Source organism: Nonomuraea sp. CA-141351 (genome assembly GCF_050944675.1).
GTDB lineage: Bacteria > Actinomycetota > Actinomycetes > Streptosporangiales > Streptosporangiaceae > Nonomuraea.
Window position 1 is genome coordinate 9,999,726 of sequence record NZ_CP191982.1, and the last position, 22,320, is coordinate 10,022,045.

Consider the following 22,320-nt stretch of genomic DNA (forward strand, 5'->3'; position numbering starts at 1 on the left):
CACGCCGCTCGAACACGGCAGTCGTCGTGCCCACCTGCTCGGCGTTACCGCCAACCCCACAGGCCTGTGGACCGCCCAGGCCGCCCGTAACTTCCTGCTGAACTCCGGCACCGAGGATCTTTCATCTCCTCGACATCTGCCGCGCCGGTTTGTCGGTGGGGCGATCTATCGTCCCGGCCATGACTTCAGCGACGCAGGCGTACACGTACGCCGCGCCCTCCTCCCTTGTCGACGGTCGTCTCGGATTGGCGACCTCCGGCGGACGGGTCCTGTCCGGCCCGGCCGTGGCTCCCCGGTTCTTCAGCGGCGTGGTGACCCAGGCGGCCCCCGCCGCGGCGGCCCTGCTCGGCGTCGCCGATGTGGCGCTGGCCCGCTATCACCAGCCGCAGGCGCGGCCCGGCTGGGTGCGGGACCCGGTGGTGACGTGCAACGGAGACCGGTTGCGGTTCGAGTCGTTCTCGGCCTGTGGCGGCGTGTACGCCCGGCTTGATCTGCTGAACGGCACGCTCGACGGCGAGGTGTTCGACCGGGGCACCACCAACGTCGACGTGAACGCGCCGCTCCGGGAGGCGCTGGCGCGCCTCGGCGCGCGTGACCCGCTGCACCTGGGGGTGGGCCTCGACGAGTTGGTCGTGACCACGATGGACGGCGCGGTGGTGGAGAAGAAGGTGCCGCTGCCCGAGCGCTGGTTACGCGGATTCGCCGAGGTGCAGCTCATCGCCTCGGGCATGGACCAGCGCGGTGAGCTGACAGGCATGGCGGCGGTGCGGTTCCTGCGCGGGCTGCCCAAGAAGGGCACCGTGTGGGTGGCGCAGGCGGGGCGTGAGCTGAAGGTCTCCGGCCGTCAGGTTCCGGGCTCGGTCCAGCTCGCCGGCCCCAACCGGCTCGGCACCCTCCTGCCGCTGCTTCGCTTCGCGAAGTCCCTCCGGGTTTACGGCCCGGCCGACGCCGCCTCCAGCGCCTGGGAGCTGGAGCTGCCGGGCATGCGCTACACGCTCACGCTCTCACCCGAGCGCTGGCGCGGCTTCTCCGGCGAGGGCACGGTGCTCGACGGCCTGGCCACCGACGAGGCCGAGAACGACGCCGACGTAGTGGGCATGCTGCTCAACTTCGAGCCCGAGATCGAGATCGGCCTGCTGGCCGACCGCGCGGGCATCCCCGCCGACCGGGTGCGGGCCGCGCTGACGCAGCTCGGCGTCGCCGGCCGGGTCGGCTACGACCTGTCGGAGGCCGCCCACTTCCACCGCGAGCTGCCCTATGACAAGGACAACGTGATCCTGCTCAACCCCCGGCTGGCCAAGGCGCGCAAGCTCGTCGACGCGGGCGCCGTGCACCTCGAAGGCGAGTTTGCCACCGTCCACACCTCGGGCGGCGCGCGCCGGGTCTCTCTGGCAGACAGCTCCTGCACCTGCGAGTGGTGGTGGGACCATCGCGGCTCCCGTGGGCCGTGCAAACACGTGCTGGCCGCCCGGATCGTCGCCCGCGCCGCCGTGGAGGTCTCCCGATGACCCTCTGGACGGAGATCTGCGACCTGGTCACTCGCAACCAGTCACCCGCCTGGCCGACCGGCTGGTCACGCACGCTGAGGAGGAGCGCGCCGAGCTGGGCGGTTGCCCGGCCTCGTCAAGGAGCTGCGTCGCGCCCGCACCGAGCAGGTGCATCCCGACGACTTCGAGGAGATGGCCTCCTGGGAGGTCGGCGACCTGCTCGACACACTGGCCGGCGCGCTGCTGCTGACCGGTGTCGGCGTCATCACCGGTCCGGCGGCCGCCGTGACATGGATGACCGGCCGCGGCGTCAACCGCCGCTGGGCCGAGGACCCCCGACGTCGCCCAGGTGTGCCGGGTGGCGGCCACCCGCCCTTTGGAGTGGCGTCGCGATGTCGCGGTCCGGCCGGCCCAGCGGGTGCGCCGTCCCGCCGACCGCATCGCGCCGCTGGCCGTGGCGCTGCTGCGTGAGTCCGTGCCAGCCCATCGCCGCAGCGGAACGAAGCACCGGCGCCCAGACGCCGTCTCGCTGGCGAGGAAGTCAGCGGCCGGGGATCGACACGGCCGACGGCCGCCACTCTCGCCTGATCAACCCGAACACCCACGAGTCAGATACCTCGCCGTTCACGACGCAGTCTTCTCGCAATGTCCCTTCACGCACGAATCCGACCTTCTCCAGGACCCGGGCAGATGCCACGTTTCGCGTATCGGTCTCGGCCTGAACTCGATTCAGGTCCAGTGAGTCGAATGCCCACTGCAGCAAGGCGCGCGCGGCCTCCGTCGCGTAGCCGTGGCCCCACACCGCATCGTCGAGGCAGTAGCCCAACGACGCGCTGCGGTAGTCCGGGTTCCATCGGGTCAGGCTGCACCAGCCGATGAAGGCACCGTCAGAAACACGGTCGATGGCCACCCGCGCCCCGGTGCCTTCGTCCGCCATCTTCCGGCAAGCCTCGATGAAGCGCTCGGCGCGGGCCCGTTCGTTCCATGGCGGGGCGTCCCAGTAGCGCAGCACGTAGGTGCTGCTGTGCAGCGCGAAAAGGGGGGCCGCGTCGGCGTCGGTGAATGGCCGCAGTCGCAGCCGAGCGGTGTGCAATATGGGGGTGGCCAAAGTCATGCGTACCATCTTGCCTCGCCATGAGGGCGGCCAGAGCACCGAACACCCGATACCGGTCCGGTCCTCACGACCAGGCATCTCCATGGGCCGGCCACGGCGCCATTCCGAAACACGGCCTGGAGCCGAGAGCAGATGTCCTTTATGAGGCCGGAACGCAGCTTGGGCAGCCGCAATGAATAAGCCCCCGCCAGTTCTTGTTCCTACGGTGATTACTGTCCCGTCCTCGTTCATGGCCGGCTGCCAGCCTTGAGACACAGGAACTCTCAACGTGGCTAGCCGGACCGGAAGGCCCTTTTGGGCATTTACCCGCGCGATTCCCATCGACGCCTGGAACGGCGTGTATGTCTTGTCGCATACGCCGGCGTTCTTTTCCCCTCGCGCTTCTTACGGTGACCGGCTTGTCGTCACACCCGCTCCGCATCCACTCCGCGGACGCGCCAGGAAGAGAGGCTTGCGGATAACAATTTCGTTGATTACCCCTTCGAGCGTGAGGAGCGCGCGAGGACATTACTCTCCGGGATCGCGGCGGTTGCGACTTCCGTTGAAGTGGCGCGATCGGTCAGGGTTGGGCTCCGCCGTACTGGAAGGAAGTCAGGGGTGAGACCACGCGCCAGCCGAGCCGCTCATAGAGCGCCCGCCCCTCGACGGTCCCGCCCAGGACGCCGACGCTGACCCCCTGGTCGATGGCCAGATTCTGCAGGGTGCGCATCACCACCGTGCCCAGGCCCCGCCGCTGGTGCGCCTCCTCGGTCAGCACCTTGTCGACGACCACGATCTCATCCGTGCAACCCATCTGGCCGCGCGCGGCCTGCTCGCCACCGGCGGTCAGGACCCGGACGAAGGTGGCCGCTCCGGAGGTGGTCACCTCGATCTCGTATCCGGCCGGGCAGCGGGGTTCGGCGCGCTCCAGGTCCACGGTCATCATGAAGCTGGGGTCTGTGCGTTCCCACCCTTGAGTGAGGTACGGCGCAGCCTCCTCGGGGGAGACGAAGAGCTTGAGCCAGGCGCCCTGTTCAGTGACTGTGGGGAGCAGCTTCTCCAGCCACTGGAGGTCGGTGACGACGTATCGCCCGATCCCCTCGACCTCGATGCGCCAGCCCCACGGCTCAGCCACCGGCTTTCCAGCCCCCCGTGAGATCGCCAAGCCCTTGGTCCACTCGGATACAACGTTGATCACGCCCAGCAGCGTAACGAGTGGCAGAAACGGAAAGGAGCGACCCACCCGGCACCTGGGTGTGGCCGCTCCTTCTCGGAAGCGAAGTAGCACTACTTCATGCTGACGGTGGCGCCGCCGCCCTCAAGGGCAGCCTTGGCCTTCTCCGCCTGCTCCTTGTTGACCTTGCCATCGAAGCCCCGCGCCGTCGACCAGGGTTCCCCGAGCCGGTGAACCTATGTGGTCACCGCACTAGGGCCTATCTGGAGTTGTGATCGATGTCGGAGATTGTTCGATGTGGCGTGGCGGTGTGCGCGGCCGCCGCGGCGACGGCCATTGCTGCGGCCGACCGCTGCAGCCCGGTGGTGTCGGTGGCGGTCTATAGCCTGTCGCAATGATCCGTAGCGTGTTTGAGCAGCGTCCGCTTGATGCTGCCGTCGCTGACGCCGGGAGCGCGACGCTGGAGTTCGACCGGGCCAGGGCCTGGTTGCGCTCTGCGCTGGTTGGCGCCGTGGAGCCGTTGGGCGCCGAGGTGTGGGTCCTGGATACAGCCCTGGAGCAGATCGTGCTGGTCAGGCATCCGTGGCGCGGGCTGGTCCCGCCAGGTGGCAAGGTTGAGCCCGGAGAGTGTCCGCGTGATGGCGCGGCCCGGGAACTGGCCGAGGAGACTGGGCTGCGGCCACGGTTGTTGGAGCGGCCCGCCGCGGTGGCGGTGCGGTCATTCGGCCCGGGTTTGCCGGTGACGCTGTCCCTCTCCTATGCCGCGATCGGCGACCCGGAACAGCCACTGATCGCGGAGGACGGGCAGCCCGCGGCCTGGATGCGGCTGGACCAGGGCTGGAACAGCTGCTTCCCCGATGACGTGCTGCGCATCCGACAGTACGTGAAGCTTCTGAGATCGGGTCCCCCTGCCTGGTGAGTGTGGCCGCGCCTGGTTCTGTGCTGTCGTCTTGCGGTTTTCGGGCCGCGCCCGGTGTTGACGCTGGTAGAACGCTGCTGCGACGCGAACTGAGCGACAGCGAGTGGGAGTTGGTCGAGCCGTTCTTGCCGGTCGGCCGCTACGGCCCCTACCCGCGTCGGCTTCGTGAGCAGTTCGAGGGTGTGATCTGGCGGTTCCGCAGCGGTGGCCAGTGGCGGGAGAGCCTCCCCGCCGATGCCGTGCACGATGTTGAAAACTCCGGCGGGTACGCCCGCCTCCTCCATGATCTCGGGGAGCGCCGAGGCGCTGAGCGGCGACCACTCCGCGGGCTTGAGCACCAGCGTGCATCCCGACGCCAGCGCGGGCGCCAGCTTCCAGGTCTCCAGCATGAACGGCGTGTTCCATGGCGTGATCAGGCCGGCCACGCCGATCGGCTTGCGGGTGACGTAGTTGAGCTGGCCGCCCGGCACGCTGTACGCCTCTTCACTGGAGGCGCCGCGAACATGACCGGATCACCGTGCTGTTCGACTCGGTCGGCTACAAGACGCTGTCGCTGGCCGCGGTGGGTGACGTCCTCCACCGCGTGTAGGTCCCGTACCGTCCGGCACCCACCGATGCCGGTCGTGGGAGGCACCGGGGTTCCAACACCAGGGCGGGCGCGTCAAGGGGCCTGTGGGGTTCGAATGTTCAGTCACTACGTCTGACCTGTGAGTTCGCAGGACACGCTGAAGCCCCGGCGCGGCATCGGACCGTTAAGCCCATCACAAGCCGAAACCGAACCGCCAACCCCACTCGACCTGGCCAACCACCGAGCCCCCCTCGGCGGCCTCATCCACGAGTGCCGGATCGCCAGCTAACGCACCCCAGAACCAGCAGGTCAGAGGCCGAATCCTGTAATTGAGCCCCGCAGGGTGTCGAAGACACCGAGTGGTGATCCTGTGGAAGTGTTTGCGTGGGGCCCCTCCTCCAGGTCCTAACCGGCCAGTCGCCGGAGGAGGCCCTCCAGATCGCGTTCGCCGTCGGGCGTCTGGGCGCCGTGGGCCAGTCCGTCGCGGATCAGCTCTGTGGCCGCAGGGCGAATGATCTGTCCCGTCCAGGCGTCGTTCTCCCGCAGGAGCCCCTCGGCCAGGTCCTCCGGCAGGATGGCGCGCTTGGCCGCTGCGATCACGCCCTCGGGCAAGGCGGCGATGTTGCGGGCGAGCCGGTCGACGACGTCGTCGAGTTCATCGGCGGGGACGGCCCGGTTGACCCAGCCGTAGCGCTCCGCGGTCCTGGCGTCGTACAGGTCGGCACTCAGCACCGCCTCCAGCGCGCGGTTGCGGCCGACCCTGGTGGCGAGATACTGCGTGCCCCCTCCGCCGGGCACGATGCCCATGAGGGCTTCGATCTGGCCGATCCCAGCCCGGCCGATCGCCGCGAACGTCATGTCCGCGGAGGCGACGAACTCCGCCCCGCCGCCGCGCGCCATCCCGGCGAGCTTGACGATGGTCACCTGAGGCTGGTGCCGCAGCAGTTCCCCCAAGGCCTGGAAAACGTTGACACCATCCGGAAGGTCTTGCACGAACTTGTCCAACGCGTCCGGCGTGTCACCAAGCGACATGTCGACGTGGGCGATGAAGAACTCAGGATTGGCGCTGTCGAACACGATGACCCGAACCGAGTCGTCATCCCGCAGCGCGGTCAGCAGGCGCCGAAGGTCGCCCATCAGGGCGACATCCAAGACGTTGACAGGTGGATTGTCGAAAGTGACGCGGGCGATGCCGGCTTCGCGGCTCACCCGCAGGGTCGTGTAGGCGTCGTTCATGGAGATTCCCGATCTGTATCTGGTATGCACCTAGGTTCCCGATGCATACTTACGATGCGGCGGCGGGCGACCAGCCGTCAATAACGCACTTTCGGCATCTCAAGGATCGCGAAGGATACCGATATGGCCATTCCCGAAGCCGGCACCTCAGCGGACATCGTCTACCGGGCCGACTGCCCCAGCCGCCCCATCCTCGACCAGATCGCCGACAAGTGGTCGATGATGGTGATGGCGGTCCTCAACGAGCCCAGGCGGTTCAACGAGATCAAGCGCCGCCTTGAGGGCGTCACCCAGCGCGTCCTGACCCAGACCCTGCGCCGCCTGGAGCGCAACGGGATGATCACGCGCCACGTGCTACCCACCTCGCCGGTCGGGGTCCAGTACTCACTCACACCGCTCGGCGAATCGCTGCGCGAGCCGTTCGGCCGGTTGTACGACTGGACGGTCGACAACGCGGACGAAATCCAAAGGCATCAATTGGAGTACGACCGACGCATTCAGAGCTGAGCACTTGATGTGCACGCCCCGCACGCGCGAGTTCTGGAGCGTCACGGGTGGCGAGCGCGACCACGGCACGTATCAGCGACCGTCCCCCGATTCCGCCTGGTCTCCTTTGTGAAGGCAGGTCAGCGTGACTCCACCGCGGTCAGCCACCGAGCTGACTGCGGAGGACCTGGTTCTCGTGACGGAGCACCAGCAGCTCAACGTCCTTGGACAGGTCAGCGCGGACCAGCACCGCACCAATCGGTAGAGCGACAACACCACGTCGCGATGGTCGCAGCCGCTGCCCTGATCATGCGGCGAAACCCCAGCTCACAGCAGTAAACCGTATTTCCGAGCGGAACGGGGTACGTCTCGCTGACCAGGCCGGCAAGCAAGGCCCTCCCGCACGGCCGGGTCATCCTCGATCAACAACACTCGCGACACGCCACCGAGTATCACAGCACGCTCCGTGACTCGCCCGCCGGTCAATCCCCATCCACTGTCGCCGGCCGTGTCACCGCCTCGTCCGCGCCGTGTCATGGCTATGTCACGGTCACGCCGACGGTGGCCGCCGTCGATAAACGGTGACATGCGGCATACAACGCGCGGACATTCGGCGTCCACCGTAGTCATGATGAACGAACCACGCACCCTCCGACCTCGGCCCCGAGACCGGCTGTTCGCCGTGGTCACGGTGGTGCTCGCCGTGCTCCTGCTGCCCGTGGCGGTCGCCCGCCATCCCGGCCGCGCCCGCGAACTGACCTGCCGCTGGGCGTTGGGGATGCAGTTCCCCGCCGAGGACCTCACCGGGCTCGCCGACGGTGCCATGGCGACGTTCACCGCGGCGCGTACCTAGGCGCTCTGCGTCACGGCCAGCTCATCGGCCTCACCTCGGGATACCGCGATCCCATGTCCAGCAACAGATGTTCGAGGAGGAGGTGCGCCACTCCGGTTCCCCGGCCTCGGCACGAACGCTCGTGCTGCCACCGGCGGAATCCCCCCGCGCTGGACATGCGCCCCCACGAAGGCACGCGCTGGCTGGAGGAACACGGCGCCCGCTACGACCTCTACCGCCTCCACGACAACGAAGTGACCAGCACGCTCGGCATATCCCAGCCCCGTCGACCGAAAGCCTCTTTGCCATGACGACCACCACCCAGCAGGCCACTCAGGAGACCCTGGCCGCCAGCGCGCGGGACCTGACCAAGACCTACGGCCAAGGCGATGCCCAGGTGCATGCCCTGCGCGGCATCGACCTCGACCTCCCACGAGGCAGGTTCACCGCGATCATGGGGCCGAGTGGATCGGGCAAGTCCACGCTGATGCACTGCCTGGCCGGACTCGACCAGGCCAGCGGCGGCACCGTCACCGTGGCCGGCACCGACCTCGGATCACTCGACGACGACGCGCTCACGATCTTCCGCCGCGAGCACATCGGCTTCGTGTTCCAGTCGTTCAACCTGCTGCCGATGCTCACCGCGCTCCAGAACATCGTGCTCCCGCTCGAGCTGGGCGGTCGCCGGATCGACGACGCCGCGCGGGAGCGCGCGCACACGCTCGCCGATACCCTCGGCGTGGCCGACAGGCTCGGCCACCGGCCCGCAGAGCTGTCCGGCGGCCAGCAGCAGCGGGTCGCGATCGCCCGGGCCCTGATCACCCAGCCGGACCTGCTGTTCGCCGACGAGCCCACCGGAAACCTGGACAGCACCACGTCGGCGGAGGTGCTGGACCACCTGCGCCGGTCGGTGCGCGAGCTCGGCCAGACCGTGGTGATGGTCACCCACGAGCGGGACGCGGCGACCTACGCCGACGACGTGGTCACCATGCAGGACGGGCGGATCGCCTGATGCGCACCGTCTTCCTCGCGTCGCTGCGCACCCACACCCGCAGGTACATCGCAGCGGCGATCGCGGTGACCGCCTCTGTCGCCTTCGTCGTCGTGATCGGTGTGCTCACGTCCGGGGCACGCGCCGGATTCATGGAGAACGCCGGGGCGCCGTACCGCGGCGCCGACTACGTTGTCGACGCGCCCGAGGACGGACCCGAGCGGGGCCCATCGTGTTGCCCCGGAACCCTGGACACGTCGGACGCGCTCGAGCTCATCGACCGCCTCGGCGACAACGCATCCGGGCTGGGCCGGGTCGCCCTGCCGGCGCACCGAGAAGGCGGCGCCCCGCTCGGCTCGGGCGAGGTCCGGGGCCAGACGACCGTGGGGCCGATCGCCGCCGCGGAGGACCTGCGCTGGCAGAAGCTCGTCTCGGGCCGCTTCCCGGCACGCACGGGCGAGGCGGTGATGCACGTGTGGGACGCGCAGGCCCAAGATGTCGCGGTCGGCGACCGGATCCGGGTCGGCGAGGGCGCCACCGCGACCGACCTGGAAGTGGTCGGCATCGTGGTGTCCCCCACCACCTGGACCCAGGCCTCGATGTACGTCACGTGGCCGCAGTACCGGCAGTGGCGCGACCAACCCACCTTCCACGTGGGCAGTGTGGCGGTGCGCGGGGAAGTGGGTCCGCTCCCGGAAGGCATGAAGGTCACGTCGGCGGACAAGTACGTCAGGGACGGCCTGGCCGGGCTCAACAACGACACGGACATGATCGCGTTGATGCTGCTGCTGTTCGCCGGCGTGGCGATCGTGGTCTCGGTCCTGGTCGTCGCGAACACGTTCTCCATCCTGTTCGCGCAACGCCTGCGCGACTTCGCACTGCTGCGCTGCGTCGGCGCGACCCGGCGGCAGGTGCTGGGTTCGGTACGCCGGGAGGCCGCCGCCGTCGGCGTGCTCGCGTCACTGACCGGGACGCTGATCGGTATCGGACTCGGCTACGGCCTGCTTCCCGTGATCAACGCCCTCGCGCCCACCACCCCCATGGCCGCCCCCGCCCCGCCTGTGCCCTGGCTGCTGGGCGGGTTCGGCGTCGGCCTGCTCGTCACCATGGTCGCGTCCTGGCTGCCGGCCCGGCAGGTGGTCGCGGTGAGCCCGCTGGCGGCGCTGCGCCCGCAGGCCGCGGTCGTGCACACCGCCACCGGCCGGGCGCGGCTGGCGCTCGCCGCGCTGCTGTTGGTCACCGGGCTTGCCCTGCTCGGAATGGCGATGATCCGGGACAGCACGCTGTTCATGGTGGCCGGCGGAGCATCGGTGTTCACCGGCATCCTGCTGGTCGGGCCGGTGCTCGTGCCCCGCCTGGTCCGGGTCACCGGGGTGCTGCTCGGCCCGGCCGGGCGGCTGGCGATCGAGAACGCCGTGCGCAACCCGCGCCGGACCGCGGCCACCACCGCAGCCCTGCTGGTCGGGGTCACCCTCACGACCGCCGTGCTCACCGGGATGGCCACGTGGCGTGCGGCGATGGACGAGGTGAACGACAGGCATCACCCCATCGACGCCGCGCTCACCTCGCTCGACGAGCCGATCACCACCGACCTCCTCGACCGGGTACGTCGCACTCCCGGTGTGGAGCGAGCCATCGCCGTGGACGGCGCCGTGGCCCAGGTCACCGGGTTCGACAAACCGCTACCGGTCCTCACCGCATCGGACGCGGCGCAGGTGGCCCGCGACGGCGGGAGGTTCGCCCAGGTGGAGCAGCCCGGGACAATCAGGCTCGACCTGGACGCCTTCGTGGACCCGAGCATCCGGCCCGGTGACCAGGTCACGGTTCGTGTCGGCGATCGCCAAGCCCAGCTGCGGGTCATCTCCCTCTCCGGCTGGGGCCGGGCCGGCGTGGTCGCGCCCGAGACCCTGGCGCAGCTCATCGACGCCCCCGAACCGCACGTCATCTGGGTCCGCGCCGCCGCAGGCGCCAACCCGCTCGAGCTCGTCGACGATCTGGACGGGCTGGCGGATGCGGCCAGCGCGGAGCTCGAGGACCAGCTGCAGGCCCAGGCGGTGGCGAACCGGGAGCGGGACATCCTCACCTGGTCGGTGCTCGGCCTGCTCGGCATCTCCGTGGCTATCGCTCTGATCGGGATCGCGAACACCCTGGGGCTCTCCGTCCTCGAACGCGCCCGCGAACACGCGCTGCTGCGCGCGCTCGGGCTCACCCGCAGGCAGCTGCGGCGGATGCTGGCGGCCGAGGCGGTGCTGATGTCGGTGGTGGCCACCCTACTCGGCACCACGATCGGTGTCGGCTTCGCGTGGGTCGGCTACGAGACGGTCGTGAAGCGGGCCCTCACCCGGGCCATCATGCACATCCCCTGGCCATCACTCGTCGCCGTCGTCCTCACCGCCGCCCTGGCCGGACTCCTCGCCGCTGTTCTCCCGGCACGCCGGGCCGCCGGGGTGACTCCGGCCGCAGGGCTCTCCCTCGACTGAACCCCTCGTCAATCGCTTGGCCGGCGGCTGCTGAAGACCGCCGGCCAAGCGCGGCACCGTGTACGGGCCCTGAACTCCTATCTGACCTCAGCCGCAAACCTGAGCGGTCCCCACCGGAAGTCCAAGCTGGTCAAGTCGACGAGTCTGCAGCGGTACGCGGACACCCAGCCGATGCGCGACCGGCCGTCCTCACGGCTGACCCGCAGGGCCATGTCGGGCCGGTGGGAGAGGTTCCCCGTCTCACCGGACCCGGTCTACCGGCTTCTTGACGCCGCTGTCGATGTAGCCGCCTGGCGGTATGCCGAGGCTGTCGTCGTGCACAAGACCCTGACCGAGGCGGCGGCCGAGGGCGAGCAGGAACAGGGGTGACGGCAAGGCCGCCGAGCCGCAACTCGCGCCTGATCGCGGCCGGCGCCGTCAAGTGGCGAGGCCGACGCGGGGCACCCGGTCATCCGTGCACTCGAGGCCCAGAAGCCGCTGTGGCAGGCTGCGGCCCAGTAACATCAACCAGCCGACCACTCGCAGCGTGATCAGATACAGCAGGCGAACAAGCACAAGACGCGATCTTGTCTACGCGGACGGAGCCCGTCAAGCCGCAGGCCAGCACCATCCGCGGCCAAGGCCGGCTTCGCCGGGGTGTGGCTGGGCCAGCGCACCGGCCGGGACGCGCCGACCACCCTGGCTGTGGCCGGGCGCCAGACACTTGGGATCGAGCTCGGCACGGCGGTGGTCCCCGCCTAATCCCGGCACCCCTTCGCCCTGGCCGCGCAGGCGCTGACCGTCCTGTCATGGATCCTTTGTCTACATAAAGGATGGTCCTTGCTGGAGCCTCGCTTCCGCACCCGTGTCAGGGGAAGGCCAGACATCAGCAGTGTCGCCGGGGTGTTGGGGGCGACACAGGCGGCGTTCGGGGAGTGATCATGGCGGGACGGACCGGGGGAACCATGAAGGCGTTCGTGATGAAGGAGATCGGGCGCGTCGGCTTCATGGACAAGCCCGTGCCCCGGCCGGGCCCGTTGGACGCCGTTGTACGAACGACCAGTGCCCTGATCTGCACGTCGGATTCCCACACGGTCAACGGCGGCATCGGGCCCCGGGAGAATCTGACGCTCGGGCACGAGGGGGTCGGTGTGGTGCACGAGGTCGGAGACGAGGTGCGGATCTTCCGGCCCGGCGATCGTGTTCTGGTCGGCGCCATCACCCCTGACTGGGGCGATCTCGCCTCTCAGAACGGGCATCCGTCGCAGTCCGGCGGGCCGCTCGGCGGGTTCAAGTTCGCGAATTCCAAGGACGGGGTTTTCGCCGAATATTTCCATGTCAACGAGGCCGACGCCAACATGGCGAAGATACCCGAAGGGGTCACCGACGAGATGGCGGCCTACTGCTCCGACATGCTCTCGACCGGCTTCATGGGCGCGGAGAACGGTCATATCCCGATGGGCGGGACGGTGGCCGTTCTGGCTCAGGGCCCGGTGGGGCTCATGGCGACCGCGGGAGCCAGGCTCTGCGGCGCCGGCCTCGTCATCGGGGTCGAATCGGTCCCCCGCCGCAAGAAGCTCGCGCAGACCTACGGCGCGGACGAAATCGTGGACTTCACCCGGGAGGACGTCGTCGAACGGATCCTCGAACTGACCCAGGGACAGGGAGTGGACACCGCCATCGAAGCGCTCGGCGCGGACGCGACCTTCCAGACCGCCATCAAAATCACCAGGCCCGGCGGGACGGTCTCCAACACCGGTTATTACGGGGAAGGCGAATTCGTGCGTATTCCCCGCGTCGAGTGGGGTGTCGGAATGGCCGACAAGACGATCACAACGGGGCTGTGCCCAGGCGGCCGGCTGCGTATGGAACGCCTGCTGCGCATTCTGGCGACCAAGCGGGTCGATCCAACCCATATGACGACCCATACGTTCCGCTTCGATGAGATGGAGCGGGCCTTCGAGATATCGGACAAGAAACTCGAGGATGTCGTGAAGGTCCTGATCACCTTCTAGCACCGCCACGGGGCGACGTTCGCCCCGTAAGGAGCGCGCCGTACGACGGAAGAGGAGCCCGGCATGCTTGATCCCGATCCACCGTTCCGCCCGGTTCGCCGACGGGAGGGCTACCTGCCGCTGGAGGATCTCGGCCTCATCGGGGACGGCATGACGGCGGCGCTGGTCGGCCTGGACGGTTCGATCCCGTGGCTGTGCCTGCCCCGCTTCGACAGCGACCCGCTGTTCTGTGGCCTGCTGGATCACGCACAAGGCGGACATTTCACGCTGACGGTGGAGGACCTGCTGGAGGCCCGGCAACGCTATGAGCCGGACACCGCGGTGCTGGTGACCGAATTGCGCAGCCCGACCGGCCTGGTCAGGATCACCGATGCGCTGGCCCTGCGCACCGGCGCCGACCTCACCGACGACGCGGGCGCGAGCCGGGCGGAGCTCGTCCGCTGCGCTCTCGTGCTGGAGGGAACAGTCCGCCTGCGGGCGGAGCTGCGGCCCCGCGGTGGTGGACAGACCCGCGTCCTGAGCAGCGGCCTCGAAGTGCGGGCTTCCCGGCGGCCGGACCTGCGCCTGCATCTACGCTCCAATCGCCCCCTGACCGGCCTGCACACCGTGCACGAACTGGAACAGGGCGACCGTCTCGATCTGGTCCTGTCCTGGGGCCGCATCCACCGCCACCACCGCTTCGACCCTGAGGCGATGCTGCGGGAAACCGCCGAGGCCTGGCGCCGCTGGATGAGGAACTGCCGCTACAGCGGCCCGGAGGAATCGCTGGTCCGCCGCGCCGCGATCACGTTGAAACTGTGCGACGACTGGGTCAACGGCTCGCTGGTCGCCGCCCCCACGTCCTCCTTGCCCGCGCCGATCGGCGGCGTCCGCAACTGGGACTACCGCTACACCTGGATCCGGGATGCCGCCTTCGCCGTGTTCGCACTGCGCCGCATCGGGTTCGACGGCGAGGCCGACGCCTACCTCGGCTGGATCCTCGACGCCTTCGAACAGAGCCGTCAGCCGCGGATCATGTACAGCCTCCGCGGCGACCCCGTACCCGAGGAGATCCAGGACGCCGAGCTGGAAGGCTACCGGCGCTCCGCTCCGGTGCGATGGGGTAACGGCGCGGCCGACCAGCGCCAGCACGACGTCTACGGCGAGGTGCTGGACTGCGCCGACCAGTGGCTGCGCTCCGGGGGTGAGATCCAGCCCGCGCTCTGGTCCGGCCTGGCGAAGCTGGCCGAAACCGCCGTGAGCGCGTGGCGGCAGCCGGATCAGGGCATCTGGGAGGTACGCAGCGAGGGGCGGGTCTTCACCTACTCCGCCGGAATGTGCCAGGTGGCTCTGGACCGGGCCGCGGCGATCGGTGAGCGGCTCGGCCTGCCCGGGCAGACCACGACGTGGCGCGCCACAGCCGGCAAGTTGCGCCAGCTCATCCTGGACCAGTCCTGGAACGAGGACGCACAGAGCCTGAGCGAGCACCTCGACGGCGGCGGCGGCCTGGACGCCAGCCTGCTCGCACTTCCGCTGCGGAAGGTCATCCCGGCCGACCACCCGCGGATGGCGGCCACCACCAAGGCCATCGCCGAACGCCTGTCGGCCGGCGGCGGCCTGCTCTACCGCTACCTCCACGACCGCTCACCCGACGGCCTGCCCGGTGACGAGGGCGCCTTCCTGCTGTGCAGTTTCTGGCTGGTCGAGAACCTCGCCCTGCAAGGCCACATCGAACAAGCCGAGGAACTGTACGCCTCACTGTGCGCCCGGGCCAGCCCGCTCGGACTGCTGCCGGAGCAGATCGACCCGTCGACGGGCACGTTCATGGGCAACTTCCCCCAGGCGTTCAGCCACATCGGAGTCATCGCCGCCGGCGTCGGTCTCGCACGAGCGAAAGCAGGCATGACGGCATGATCAACCGGCTCGTCATCTTCGGCGCCACAGGCGATCTCAACGCGCGTTACCTGCTCCCGGCCCTGGCCGCCCTGCAGGCGGCCGGGCATCTCGGCAACCGGTTCCAGCTGACCTGCGCCGACAGGGCGGACTGGACCGGCGAGCGATTCCGGCGCTGGGCAGCCGATCAACTCGACCGGCACGGCGACTCCTCACCCGCCGGCGCCAGGAAGGCGATCGCCGACTCCGCCCGTTACCTGCAGGCCGACGCCACCGACGTCACCGACGTCGCCCCGGCCATCGACGGCGACGGTCCCATCGCCGTCTACCTCGCCCTCCCTCCAGCGATCTTTCCTGGCACGGTGGCCGCTCTGCGCGGCGCGGGCCTGACACCGGGCAGCCGGATCGTGCTGGAGAAGCCGTTCGGCGAAGATCTTGACAGTGCTGTGGCGCTGAATCGGTTGTTGTCGGAGGTCGTGCCGGAGCAAGCGGTGTTCCGTGTCGACCACTTCCTGGCCATGACGACCGTCCAGAACGTGCTCGGCAGCCGGCTGGCCAACCGTGTGCTGGAGCCCATCTGGAACAGCGCGCACATCTCGGAGGTGGAGATCGTCTGGGACGAGACCCTGACATTGGAAGGCAGGGCGGGCTACTACGACGGCGCCGGGGCGCTGAAGGACATGCTGCAGAACCACCTGCTCCAGGTGCTGTGCCTGGTGGCCATGGAACCACCGCTCAGCCTCGGCGAGCGTGACCTGCGCGATCGGAAGCTCGACGTGCTGCGCTCGGTACGCCGTCTGACGGACGACGACGTCGTGCACCGTACCCGCCGCGCCCGTTACCTGGCCGGCCGCATCGGTGACCGGGACGTTCCGCCCTACGTCGAGGAAGAAGGCGTGGACCGACTACGAGGTACCGAGACCTTCGCCGAGGTAGAGCTGGAACTCGAAAGCTGGCGTTGGTCCGGAACGATCTTCCGGCTCCGCACCGGCAAGGCGCTCGGACAGGACCGCAAAGAGGTCGCGGTACGGTTCCGGCCCGTACCTCACCTGCCCTTCGGCGACAGCGAGCAAGGCGCGTCCAACGTGCTGCGCTTCGGGCTGGAGCCGGAGGGCATGACCCTCGCGCTGACCGGCGTCGGCCCTGACGGGCGCACCCTTGCCCCGCTCACCCTCACCGCGCAGTTGGAGGCCCCCGACCTGCCTGCCTACGGCCGGCTGCTGCTGGACGTCCTGCACGGCAACGCCGCCCTGTCCATCCGCGGCGACGAGGCCGAGGAGTCCTGGCGGGTTCTCGCACCCGTCATGTCGGCCTGGTCCAGGGACCTGGTCCCGCTTCTCGAATATCCGGCCGGATCGTACGGGCCTGCCCGCCCTGGTGGGTCAAGCCCGGGCGGACCAGTGAGGAGTACCTGATGCCATCGACGGAGCGCACCCCAGGCGGCCTGCGCAGCCAGCTCTGGTGGGACAACGCCGGCAATCCGGAGATGACGGCTCTGTATCTCGAGCGCTACCTCAACTTCGGGCTGACCCCGGGGGAACTCCAGTCGGGCCGGCCGATCATCGGCATCGCCCAGACGGGTAGCGATCTCGTTCCGTGCAACCGCCACCACCTCGCCCTCGCCGACCGGGTCAAGGACGGTATCCGCGACGGCGGTGGCATCCCTTTGGAGTTCCCCGTCCACCCGCTGCAGGAGACCGGCAAGCGTCCGACCGCCGCCCTGGATCGCAACCTCGCCTACCTCGGACTGGTCGAGGTGCTCTACGGATATCCACTCGACGGGGTGGTCCTGACGACAGGCTGTGACAAGACCACGCCCGCGTGCCTGACCGCGGCGGCCACGGTGAACATCCCCGCGATAGTCCTGTCCGGAGGGCCGATGCTCAACGGCTATCACCATGGCCGGCGGATCGGCTCGTCAGGCTCGGGACTGGTGATCTGGCAGTCGAAGCGGCTGCTCGCGAGCGGGCAGATCGACTACGACGAGTTCATGGCGCGCGTGGCCGCTTCCGCGCCCAGCATCGGTCACTGCAACACGATGGGCACCGCGCTGTCGATGAACAGCCTGGCCGAGGCACTGGGGATGTCCCTGCCAGGCTGCGCGGCGATCCCCGCCCCCTACCGCCGGCGAGCGCAGATGGCCTACGACACAGGCCGCCGGGCGGTAGCCCTCGTGCGCGAGGACCTCACGCCGCGCAAGATCATGACCCGGCAGGCTTTCGAGAACGCGATCATCGTCGCCTCCGCCATCGCCGCCTCGACCAACGTGCCCATCCACATCAACGCCATCGCTCGCCACGTCGGGGTGCCGCTGTCCATCCAGGATTGGCAAGGAATCGGAGCCGACATCCCGATACTGGCGAACGTCGCCCCCGCAGGGGAGTTCCTCGGCGAGGACTTCTACCGCGCCGGCGGTGTCCCCGCCGTCATGCGGTCGTTGTTGACAGCAGGGCACCTGCACGGCGACGCCATGACCGTCTCCGGACGTACCGTGGCCGAGAACCTGGCCGACGCCCCGCCCGCCGACACGACGGTCATCCGCCCCTTCGACGAGCCTGTCGCCGCGCACGGTGGACTTCTCATCATGACCGGTAACCTCTTCGATTCCGCGGTCATGAAGACCTCGGTCATCACCGACGACTTCCGCGCCCGCCACCTGCCGCATCCCGATGACCCGCAGGTGTTCGACCTCCGCGCCATCGTCTTCGATGGCCCCGAGGACTACCACGCCCGCATCGAAGACCCCGAGCTGGGCCTGGACGAGAACTGCATCCTCGTCATCCGCTACACCGGGCCGATCGGCTACCCGGGATCGGCCGAGGTCGTAAATATGGAGGTGCCCCCCGCGCTGCTCCACCTGGGCATCACGACGCTGCCCACACTCGGTGACGGCCGCCAGAGCGGCACCTCAGACGCACCGTCCATTGTGAACGCCAGCCCCGAGGCCGCGGCCGGCGGCAACCTCGCCATCCTGCGCACCGGCGACCGGATCCGTATCGACCTGGACAACGCGCGTGTCGACGTCCTCCTGCCCGACGAGGAGATCACCGCGCGATGGGCCCAGTACACGCCGGTCGCGTTCGACAACCAGACACCGTGGCAGGAGATCTACCGCTCCACCGTGGGGCAGCTGGACAGCGGAGGCTGCTTGGAGCTCGCCGTGCCCTACCAGGATCTCGTACACACCAAGGGGATTCCCCGTGACTCGCACTGACGCCAAAGGCACGATCCTGATCGCCGACTCCGACTTCGGCGACGTGGACATCGAACGCGCCGTCGTCGAGGGGGCCGGATTCGAGCTCCTCGCCGCACAGTGCAAGAGCGAGGACGAGGTGATCGAAAAGGGCCGGGACGTCGACGGCGTCCTGACCCAGTACGCGCGGGTCGGTTCCCGCGCCATCGACGCGTTCACCCGTTGCCGGGTGATCGCCCGCTATGGCACGGGCGTGGACATCGTCGACGTCACCGCCGCCACCCGACGGGGCATCCAGGTCACGAACGCGCCGAACGAGTGGTGCGCCGACGAGGTCGCCGATCACGCCGTCGCGCTCTGGCTCGCCGCCGCCCGCAAGATCTGCCAATACGACCGAGCGACCCGGCAGGGCACATGGCAGTGGCAGAGCGGAGAGCCGATCTGGCGGCTGAGGGGCCAGGTGTTCGGGCTGTTGTCCTTCGGCGCCATCGCACGGCTCATCGCCGAACGCGCGAAAGCGTTCGGCGTCGAGGTCTGGGCGCACGATCCGTTTCTGGACGAGACCGAGATCCGATCGCACCAAGCGCGGCCGGTGTCCTTCGACGAACTCCTGGAAGGCTCCGACTACCTGGTGATCCAGGCGCCGCTCACCCCGCAGACACATCACACCTTCGACCGTGCGACGCTTCGCAGGATGAAGCCGACCGCCCTCCTCATCAACACCGCACGCGGCCCGATCGTGGAGGACACGGCGATCCACCAGGCTCTCACCGAGGGATGGATCGCGGGCGCGGCGCTGGACGACCTTGAGGAGGAACCTGCGAAGCAACGCGGCTGGCACCCACGCAACCCCCTCTTCACGCTGCCCAACGTGATCATCACCCCCCACGCCGCCTACTACTCCGAGGAGGCCATCACCACGGTGCGCCGCATCGCCGCCGAAGAGGCCGTACGGGTCCTGACCGGACAACCGGCCCGTTACCCGGTCAACGAGGTGCCGGCCGGTTCCCGTCCCTGAGCCAGGAGCCCCTATGCGGGATGGGATCTGGCGAGGAAGCAGGTCCTGCAACACTGGTCGGGTCGCCGGGAGGGATTTCACCTCACGGCTCCCACAGATCCGGGCGGCGCGAATGCCTCGACCACCTGATCATCTGCGGTGAACGGCACCTGCGTACCGTTCTGACCGAGTATGAACACCATTTCAACCAGCATCGCCCCCATCAGGGCCGTTCGCTCCACCCGCCGATACACGACCCCCGCGAAGTGATCGACATGACCGCCTGAATCCACCGTCAAAGGACTGTCACTGAGCTGATCAGCGAGTACCACAGGGCAGCCTGACCACCCTACAAACGCCCAGCTCAGCATCAGCATCCGCGTTTTGGCACCGCACGGGCTTCTGCGAGCGAAGGACTGGGATCAGGGCCGCATGCCCGGATGGAGGGCTCGGGCGCACAGCGTGAGCGCTTCCGCGAGTGTCGTGCGGTCCGGGTCGTCGATCTCGGCGAGCATGACGGCTTCGATGCTGTCGAGGGAGCGGTCGCATCGCCGGAGGGTGCTCAAGCCTTTCGGGGTAAGGCGGGTGCGCAGAGCGCGGCCGCCACGGGGATGCGGGTCGCGGCGGATCAGGCCGCGTTGTTCGAGATCGCGGATGACCAGGTTCATCGCCTGCGGGGTGACGAAGGCGATGCGGGCCAGGTCGGCCGAGGACGGGGCGTCGCGCAGGCGCAGCTCGCTGAGTGCCATGTATTCGGTGGTCGTCATGCCGTGCCGGGCGAGCGCTTCATCCAGGCAGGCGCGGATGCGGCGTTCCAGCCGGAACACCAGGTAGCTCACACGGGGCGGCGGTGCGTCCGGCGCAGCGGCCGCGGGGACACCCGGATCGGTCACCAGGAGACGATATCGCGCCCCATCAGAACGGGCTCCAATGTAAGTTTCCCACACCCATATCAAGGATCTTGATAGCAAGTTACTTGATAAGCAGGGAAAACGGCTCTCTGCCAAGTGAACTGGCGGGCATGCGCACCAAGCGTGCATTGACGGTGGATCGTGGCCCTTCTATTTTCCAGCGACCGACGTCAATACGCGGCGGACCGATCCGCGGCGCGCCGCGGATATGGAGAGGAGGAGCGCGAATGAGACGATTGACCACGGTGCTGGCTGGTGCCTGCGCCGCGGCGCTCTTTGCCGTCATGACCGTGGTACTCGGATCGCCGGCCGTCGCCGCCACTCTGGTGGAGGTGACCAGCTTCGGCAACAACCCGGGCAACATGCGGATGCACGTCTATGTGCCGGACTCGCACCCGGCCTCGCCGGCGATCGTGGTTGCGATGCATGGCTGCGGCGGCTCCGGTCCCGGCTTCTACCAGGGCAGTGAGTTCGCCTCGCTGGCGGATCGATACGGCTTCATCGTCATCTACCCGACCGCCACGCAGTCGGCAGGGTTCGGCAACTGCTTCGACACCTGGTCGGATGCGGCCAAGCAGCGCGGCGGCGGCAGCGATCCGGTCTCGATCGCCTCAATGATCGACTATGTCGAGCGGAACTATCAGGGAGACCCGAACCGGGTCTACGCCACTGGAAGCTCGTCCGGCGGCATGATGACCCAGCACATGCTCGCCATCTACCCGGACGTGTTCAAGGCAGGGGCCTCCTTCATGGGTGTGCCCTTCAACTGCTTCGCCGGCGCCTCCGACTATCCGCCCGGAAGCAGCAGGTGCACCGGAGGGAGCATGGACCGAACACCCCAGCAGTGGGGCGATGCGGTCCGCCAGGCGTACCCGGGATACTCCGGCCCCCGCCCGCGCATGCAACTGTGGCACGGCACCAGCGACACCCTCGTGCCCTACTCGCTGCTGCGAGAGTCGATCGAGCAGTGGACCAATGTGTTCGGGCTGAGCCAGACCCCGACCAGCACCGACGCCCCGCAGGCAAACTGGACCCGCAGCCGGTACGCCAATCTGTCCGGCACCGTGCAGGTGGAGGCGTACAGCATCCAGGGCGCCGGGCATGCTCTTCCGCAGAGCGGTATGGCCCTCTACGCCATCGAGTTCTTCGGCTTGACCACCAGTCCGACCGACACCACGCCGCCGAGCACGCCAGGCACCCCGGTCGCGTCCGACGTGACCGCCTCCAGTGCCACGCTGACCTGGACCGCGTCCACCGACCAGGGCGGCTCCGGCTTGGCCGGCTACAACGTCTACCGGGAGCAGGGCGCCACCGATCCGCAGCTTGGCCAGTCCACCACCACCTCGATCACCTTGACCGGGCTGAGTGCCAACACCCAGTACCAGGTGTACGTACGGGCGCGTGACGGCGCGGGCAACCTGTCGGGCAACTCCGCGCCGGCCACCTTCACCACGGCCGCCACCGGAGGCGACACCACGCCGCCGACCGCCCCCGCCGGGCTCACCGCCTCGGGCACCACCACAACCGGCACCAGCCTGACCTGGACGGCCTCCACTGACGACACCGGTGTGACCGGCTATGAGATCCTGCGCGCTCCCGGCGCGATGGGCGGCACGTTCACCCAGATCGGCACCTCGGCCACGACCTCGTTCACCGACACGGGCCTGGCTACGAACACCACCTACCGCTACCAGGTCCGGGCGCGCGATGCCGCCGGTAACGTCTCACCGGTCTCCAACACCGTCCAGATCACCACGCAGGGAGGCACGACCGGTGCCTGCTCGGCCACCCCGACCGTGCAGTCCCAGTGGGGCAACGGGTATGTGATCCAGCCGCTGACCATCACCAACACCAGCACCTCGACGATCACCAGCTGGACCGTCACCTTCACCCTGCCGGCCGGGCACACCCTGACCGGCTCGTGGAACGCCACCGTCACCAGCAGCGGCCAGACCGTCACGGTCAGAAGTGTCAGCCACAACGGCACGCTCGCGCCGGGAGCCAGCACCACCAGCTTCGGCTTCCAAGCGAGCAGGCCCGACGGCAACACCGCCCTGCCGTCCGGCTACACCTGCGCCTGACCATCA

The 22,320-nt window shown here is 68.7% G+C and carries 20 protein-coding genes and 2 pseudogenes; 16 read left to right on the top strand and 6 right to left on the bottom strand.

Annotated features, from left to right (window positions below):
* Nucleotides 1-179: 179 nt before the first annotated feature.
* Together ACQPWU_RS46910 and ACQPWU_RS46915 are read left to right on the top strand one after the other, a co-directional pair.
* The gene (locus tag ACQPWU_RS46910) at nucleotides 180-1,508 is read left to right on the top strand and encodes an SWIM zinc finger family protein (protein WP_433432560.1); all 1,329 of its coding nucleotides are present in this window, start codon (nucleotides 180-182) and stop codon (nucleotides 1,506-1,508) included.
* Between the two features lie 102 nt (nucleotides 1,509-1,610).
* Complete coding sequence (locus ACQPWU_RS46915; RefSeq protein WP_433432562.1) at nucleotides 1,611-1,958, top strand: hypothetical protein; 348 nt, start codon at nucleotides 1,611-1,613, stop codon at nucleotides 1,956-1,958.
* 70 nt (nucleotides 1,959-2,028) lie between these two features.
* Here the strand turns inward: ACQPWU_RS46915 and ACQPWU_RS46920 are convergent, their stop codons facing one another.
* Both ACQPWU_RS46920 and ACQPWU_RS46925 read right to left on the bottom strand, forming a co-directional pair.
* Complete coding sequence (locus tag ACQPWU_RS46920) at nucleotides 2,029-2,601, bottom strand: GNAT family N-acetyltransferase (RefSeq protein ID WP_433432563.1); 573 nt, start codon at nucleotides 2,599-2,601, stop codon at nucleotides 2,029-2,031.
* Nucleotides 2,602-3,160: 559 nt separating this feature from the next.
* Nucleotides 3,161-3,778 carry a GNAT family N-acetyltransferase gene (locus ACQPWU_RS46925; RefSeq protein ID WP_433432565.1) on the bottom strand — a complete coding sequence of 206 codons (618 nt, stop codon included), beginning with the start codon at nucleotides 3,776-3,778 and terminating at the stop codon, nucleotides 3,161-3,163.
* A 370-nt stretch (nucleotides 3,779-4,148) separates the two neighbouring features.
* Here ACQPWU_RS46925 and ACQPWU_RS46930 point away from each other — a divergent pair, with 370 nt between their 5' ends.
* Entirely contained in the window at nucleotides 4,149-4,673 is a 525-nt protein-coding gene (locus tag ACQPWU_RS46930; protein ID WP_433432567.1) for an NUDIX domain-containing protein, read from the top strand.
* Nucleotides 4,674-4,747: 74 nt separating this feature from the next.
* Nucleotides 4,748-4,909: pseudogene (locus ACQPWU_RS46935) on the top strand (transposase); the annotation flags it as partial.
* A 27-nt stretch (nucleotides 4,910-4,936) separates the two neighbouring features.
* Here the strand turns inward: ACQPWU_RS46935 and ACQPWU_RS46940 are convergent.
* A pseudogene (locus tag ACQPWU_RS46940) lies at nucleotides 4,937-5,143 on the bottom strand (aldehyde dehydrogenase family protein); the annotation flags it as partial.
* A gap of 503 nt (nucleotides 5,144-5,646) precedes the next feature.
* A complete protein-coding gene (locus tag ACQPWU_RS46945) occupies nucleotides 5,647-6,477 on the bottom strand; it encodes an enoyl-CoA hydratase/isomerase family protein (protein ID WP_433432569.1) in 831 nt (276 codons plus the stop codon).
* 123 nt (nucleotides 6,478-6,600) lie between these two features.
* Between ACQPWU_RS46945 and ACQPWU_RS46950 the strand changes: the two genes are divergently transcribed.
* From ACQPWU_RS46950 to ACQPWU_RS47000, 11 genes are all read left to right on the top strand, one after another.
* Nucleotides 6,601-6,984 (top strand): winged helix-turn-helix transcriptional regulator, encoded by a 384-nt coding sequence (locus ACQPWU_RS46950; protein ID WP_433432571.1) that lies wholly within the window; start codon nucleotides 6,601-6,603, stop codon nucleotides 6,982-6,984.
* 607 nt (nucleotides 6,985-7,591) lie between these two features.
* Nucleotides 7,592-7,816, top strand: coding sequence for a hypothetical protein (locus tag ACQPWU_RS46955; RefSeq protein WP_433432572.1), 225 nt, complete (start codon nucleotides 7,592-7,594; stop codon nucleotides 7,814-7,816).
* Between the two features lie 286 nt (nucleotides 7,817-8,102).
* On the top strand, nucleotides 8,103-8,807 hold the full coding sequence (locus tag ACQPWU_RS46960) for an ABC transporter ATP-binding protein (RefSeq protein ID WP_433432574.1): 705 nt from the start codon (nucleotides 8,103-8,105) through the stop codon (nucleotides 8,805-8,807).
* The gene (locus ACQPWU_RS46965) at nucleotides 8,807-11,266 is read left to right on the top strand and encodes an FtsX-like permease family protein (protein WP_433432576.1); all 2,460 of its coding nucleotides are present in this window, start codon (nucleotides 8,807-8,809) and stop codon (nucleotides 11,264-11,266) included. Before ACQPWU_RS46960 ends, ACQPWU_RS46965 begins: the two co-directional genes overlap by 1 nt.
* A gap of 171 nt (nucleotides 11,267-11,437) precedes the next feature.
* Nucleotides 11,438-11,635 carry a hypothetical protein gene (locus tag ACQPWU_RS46970; protein WP_433432578.1) on the top strand — a complete coding sequence of 66 codons (198 nt, stop codon included), beginning with the start codon at nucleotides 11,438-11,440 and terminating at the stop codon, nucleotides 11,633-11,635.
* A 165-nt stretch (nucleotides 11,636-11,800) separates the two neighbouring features.
* Nucleotides 11,801-12,007, top strand: coding sequence for an LLM class flavin-dependent oxidoreductase (locus ACQPWU_RS46975; RefSeq protein WP_433445458.1), 207 nt, complete (start codon nucleotides 11,801-11,803; stop codon nucleotides 12,005-12,007).
* A 179-nt stretch (nucleotides 12,008-12,186) separates the two neighbouring features.
* A complete protein-coding gene (locus ACQPWU_RS46980; protein WP_433432579.1) occupies nucleotides 12,187-13,260 on the top strand; it encodes an NAD(P)-dependent alcohol dehydrogenase in 1,074 nt (357 codons plus the stop codon).
* 63 nt (nucleotides 13,261-13,323) lie between these two features.
* Nucleotides 13,324-15,153 (top strand): glycoside hydrolase family 15 protein, encoded by a 1,830-nt coding sequence (locus ACQPWU_RS46985; RefSeq protein ID WP_433432581.1) that lies wholly within the window; start codon nucleotides 13,324-13,326, stop codon nucleotides 15,151-15,153.
* Nucleotides 15,150-16,547, top strand: coding sequence for a glucose-6-phosphate dehydrogenase (locus ACQPWU_RS46990; protein ID WP_433432583.1), 1,398 nt, complete (start codon nucleotides 15,150-15,152; stop codon nucleotides 16,545-16,547). The genes ACQPWU_RS46985 and ACQPWU_RS46990 overlap by 4 nt, the downstream gene beginning before the upstream one ends.
* Nucleotides 16,547-18,346, top strand: a complete 1,800-nt coding sequence (locus ACQPWU_RS46995) for an IlvD/Edd family dehydratase (protein WP_433432585.1) — start codon at nucleotides 16,547-16,549, stop codon at nucleotides 18,344-18,346. Before ACQPWU_RS46990 ends, ACQPWU_RS46995 begins: the two co-directional genes overlap by 1 nt.
* Nucleotides 18,333-19,343, top strand: a complete 1,011-nt coding sequence (locus tag ACQPWU_RS47000; RefSeq protein ID WP_433432587.1) for a C-terminal binding protein — start codon at nucleotides 18,333-18,335, stop codon at nucleotides 19,341-19,343. Before ACQPWU_RS46995 ends, ACQPWU_RS47000 begins: the two co-directional genes overlap by 14 nt.
* A gap of 77 nt (nucleotides 19,344-19,420) precedes the next feature.
* Here ACQPWU_RS47000 and ACQPWU_RS47005 read toward each other — a convergent pair whose 3' ends face one another.
* Both ACQPWU_RS47005 and ACQPWU_RS47010 read right to left on the bottom strand, forming a co-directional pair.
* Nucleotides 19,421-19,699: a hypothetical protein gene (locus tag ACQPWU_RS47005; RefSeq protein ID WP_433432589.1), complete on the bottom strand. Its 279-nt coding sequence runs from the start codon at nucleotides 19,697-19,699 to the stop codon at nucleotides 19,421-19,423.
* Nucleotides 19,700-19,744: 45 nt separating this feature from the next.
* Nucleotides 19,745-20,161 carry a MarR family winged helix-turn-helix transcriptional regulator gene (locus tag ACQPWU_RS47010; protein ID WP_433432591.1) on the bottom strand — a complete coding sequence of 139 codons (417 nt, stop codon included), beginning with the start codon at nucleotides 20,159-20,161 and terminating at the stop codon, nucleotides 19,745-19,747.
* 299 nt (nucleotides 20,162-20,460) lie between these two features.
* Between ACQPWU_RS47010 and ACQPWU_RS47015 the strand changes: the two genes are divergently transcribed.
* Nucleotides 20,461-22,314, top strand: a complete 1,854-nt coding sequence (locus ACQPWU_RS47015; protein WP_433432593.1) for an extracellular catalytic domain type 1 short-chain-length polyhydroxyalkanoate depolymerase — start codon at nucleotides 20,461-20,463, stop codon at nucleotides 22,312-22,314.
* Nucleotides 22,315-22,320 lie beyond the last annotated feature (6 nt).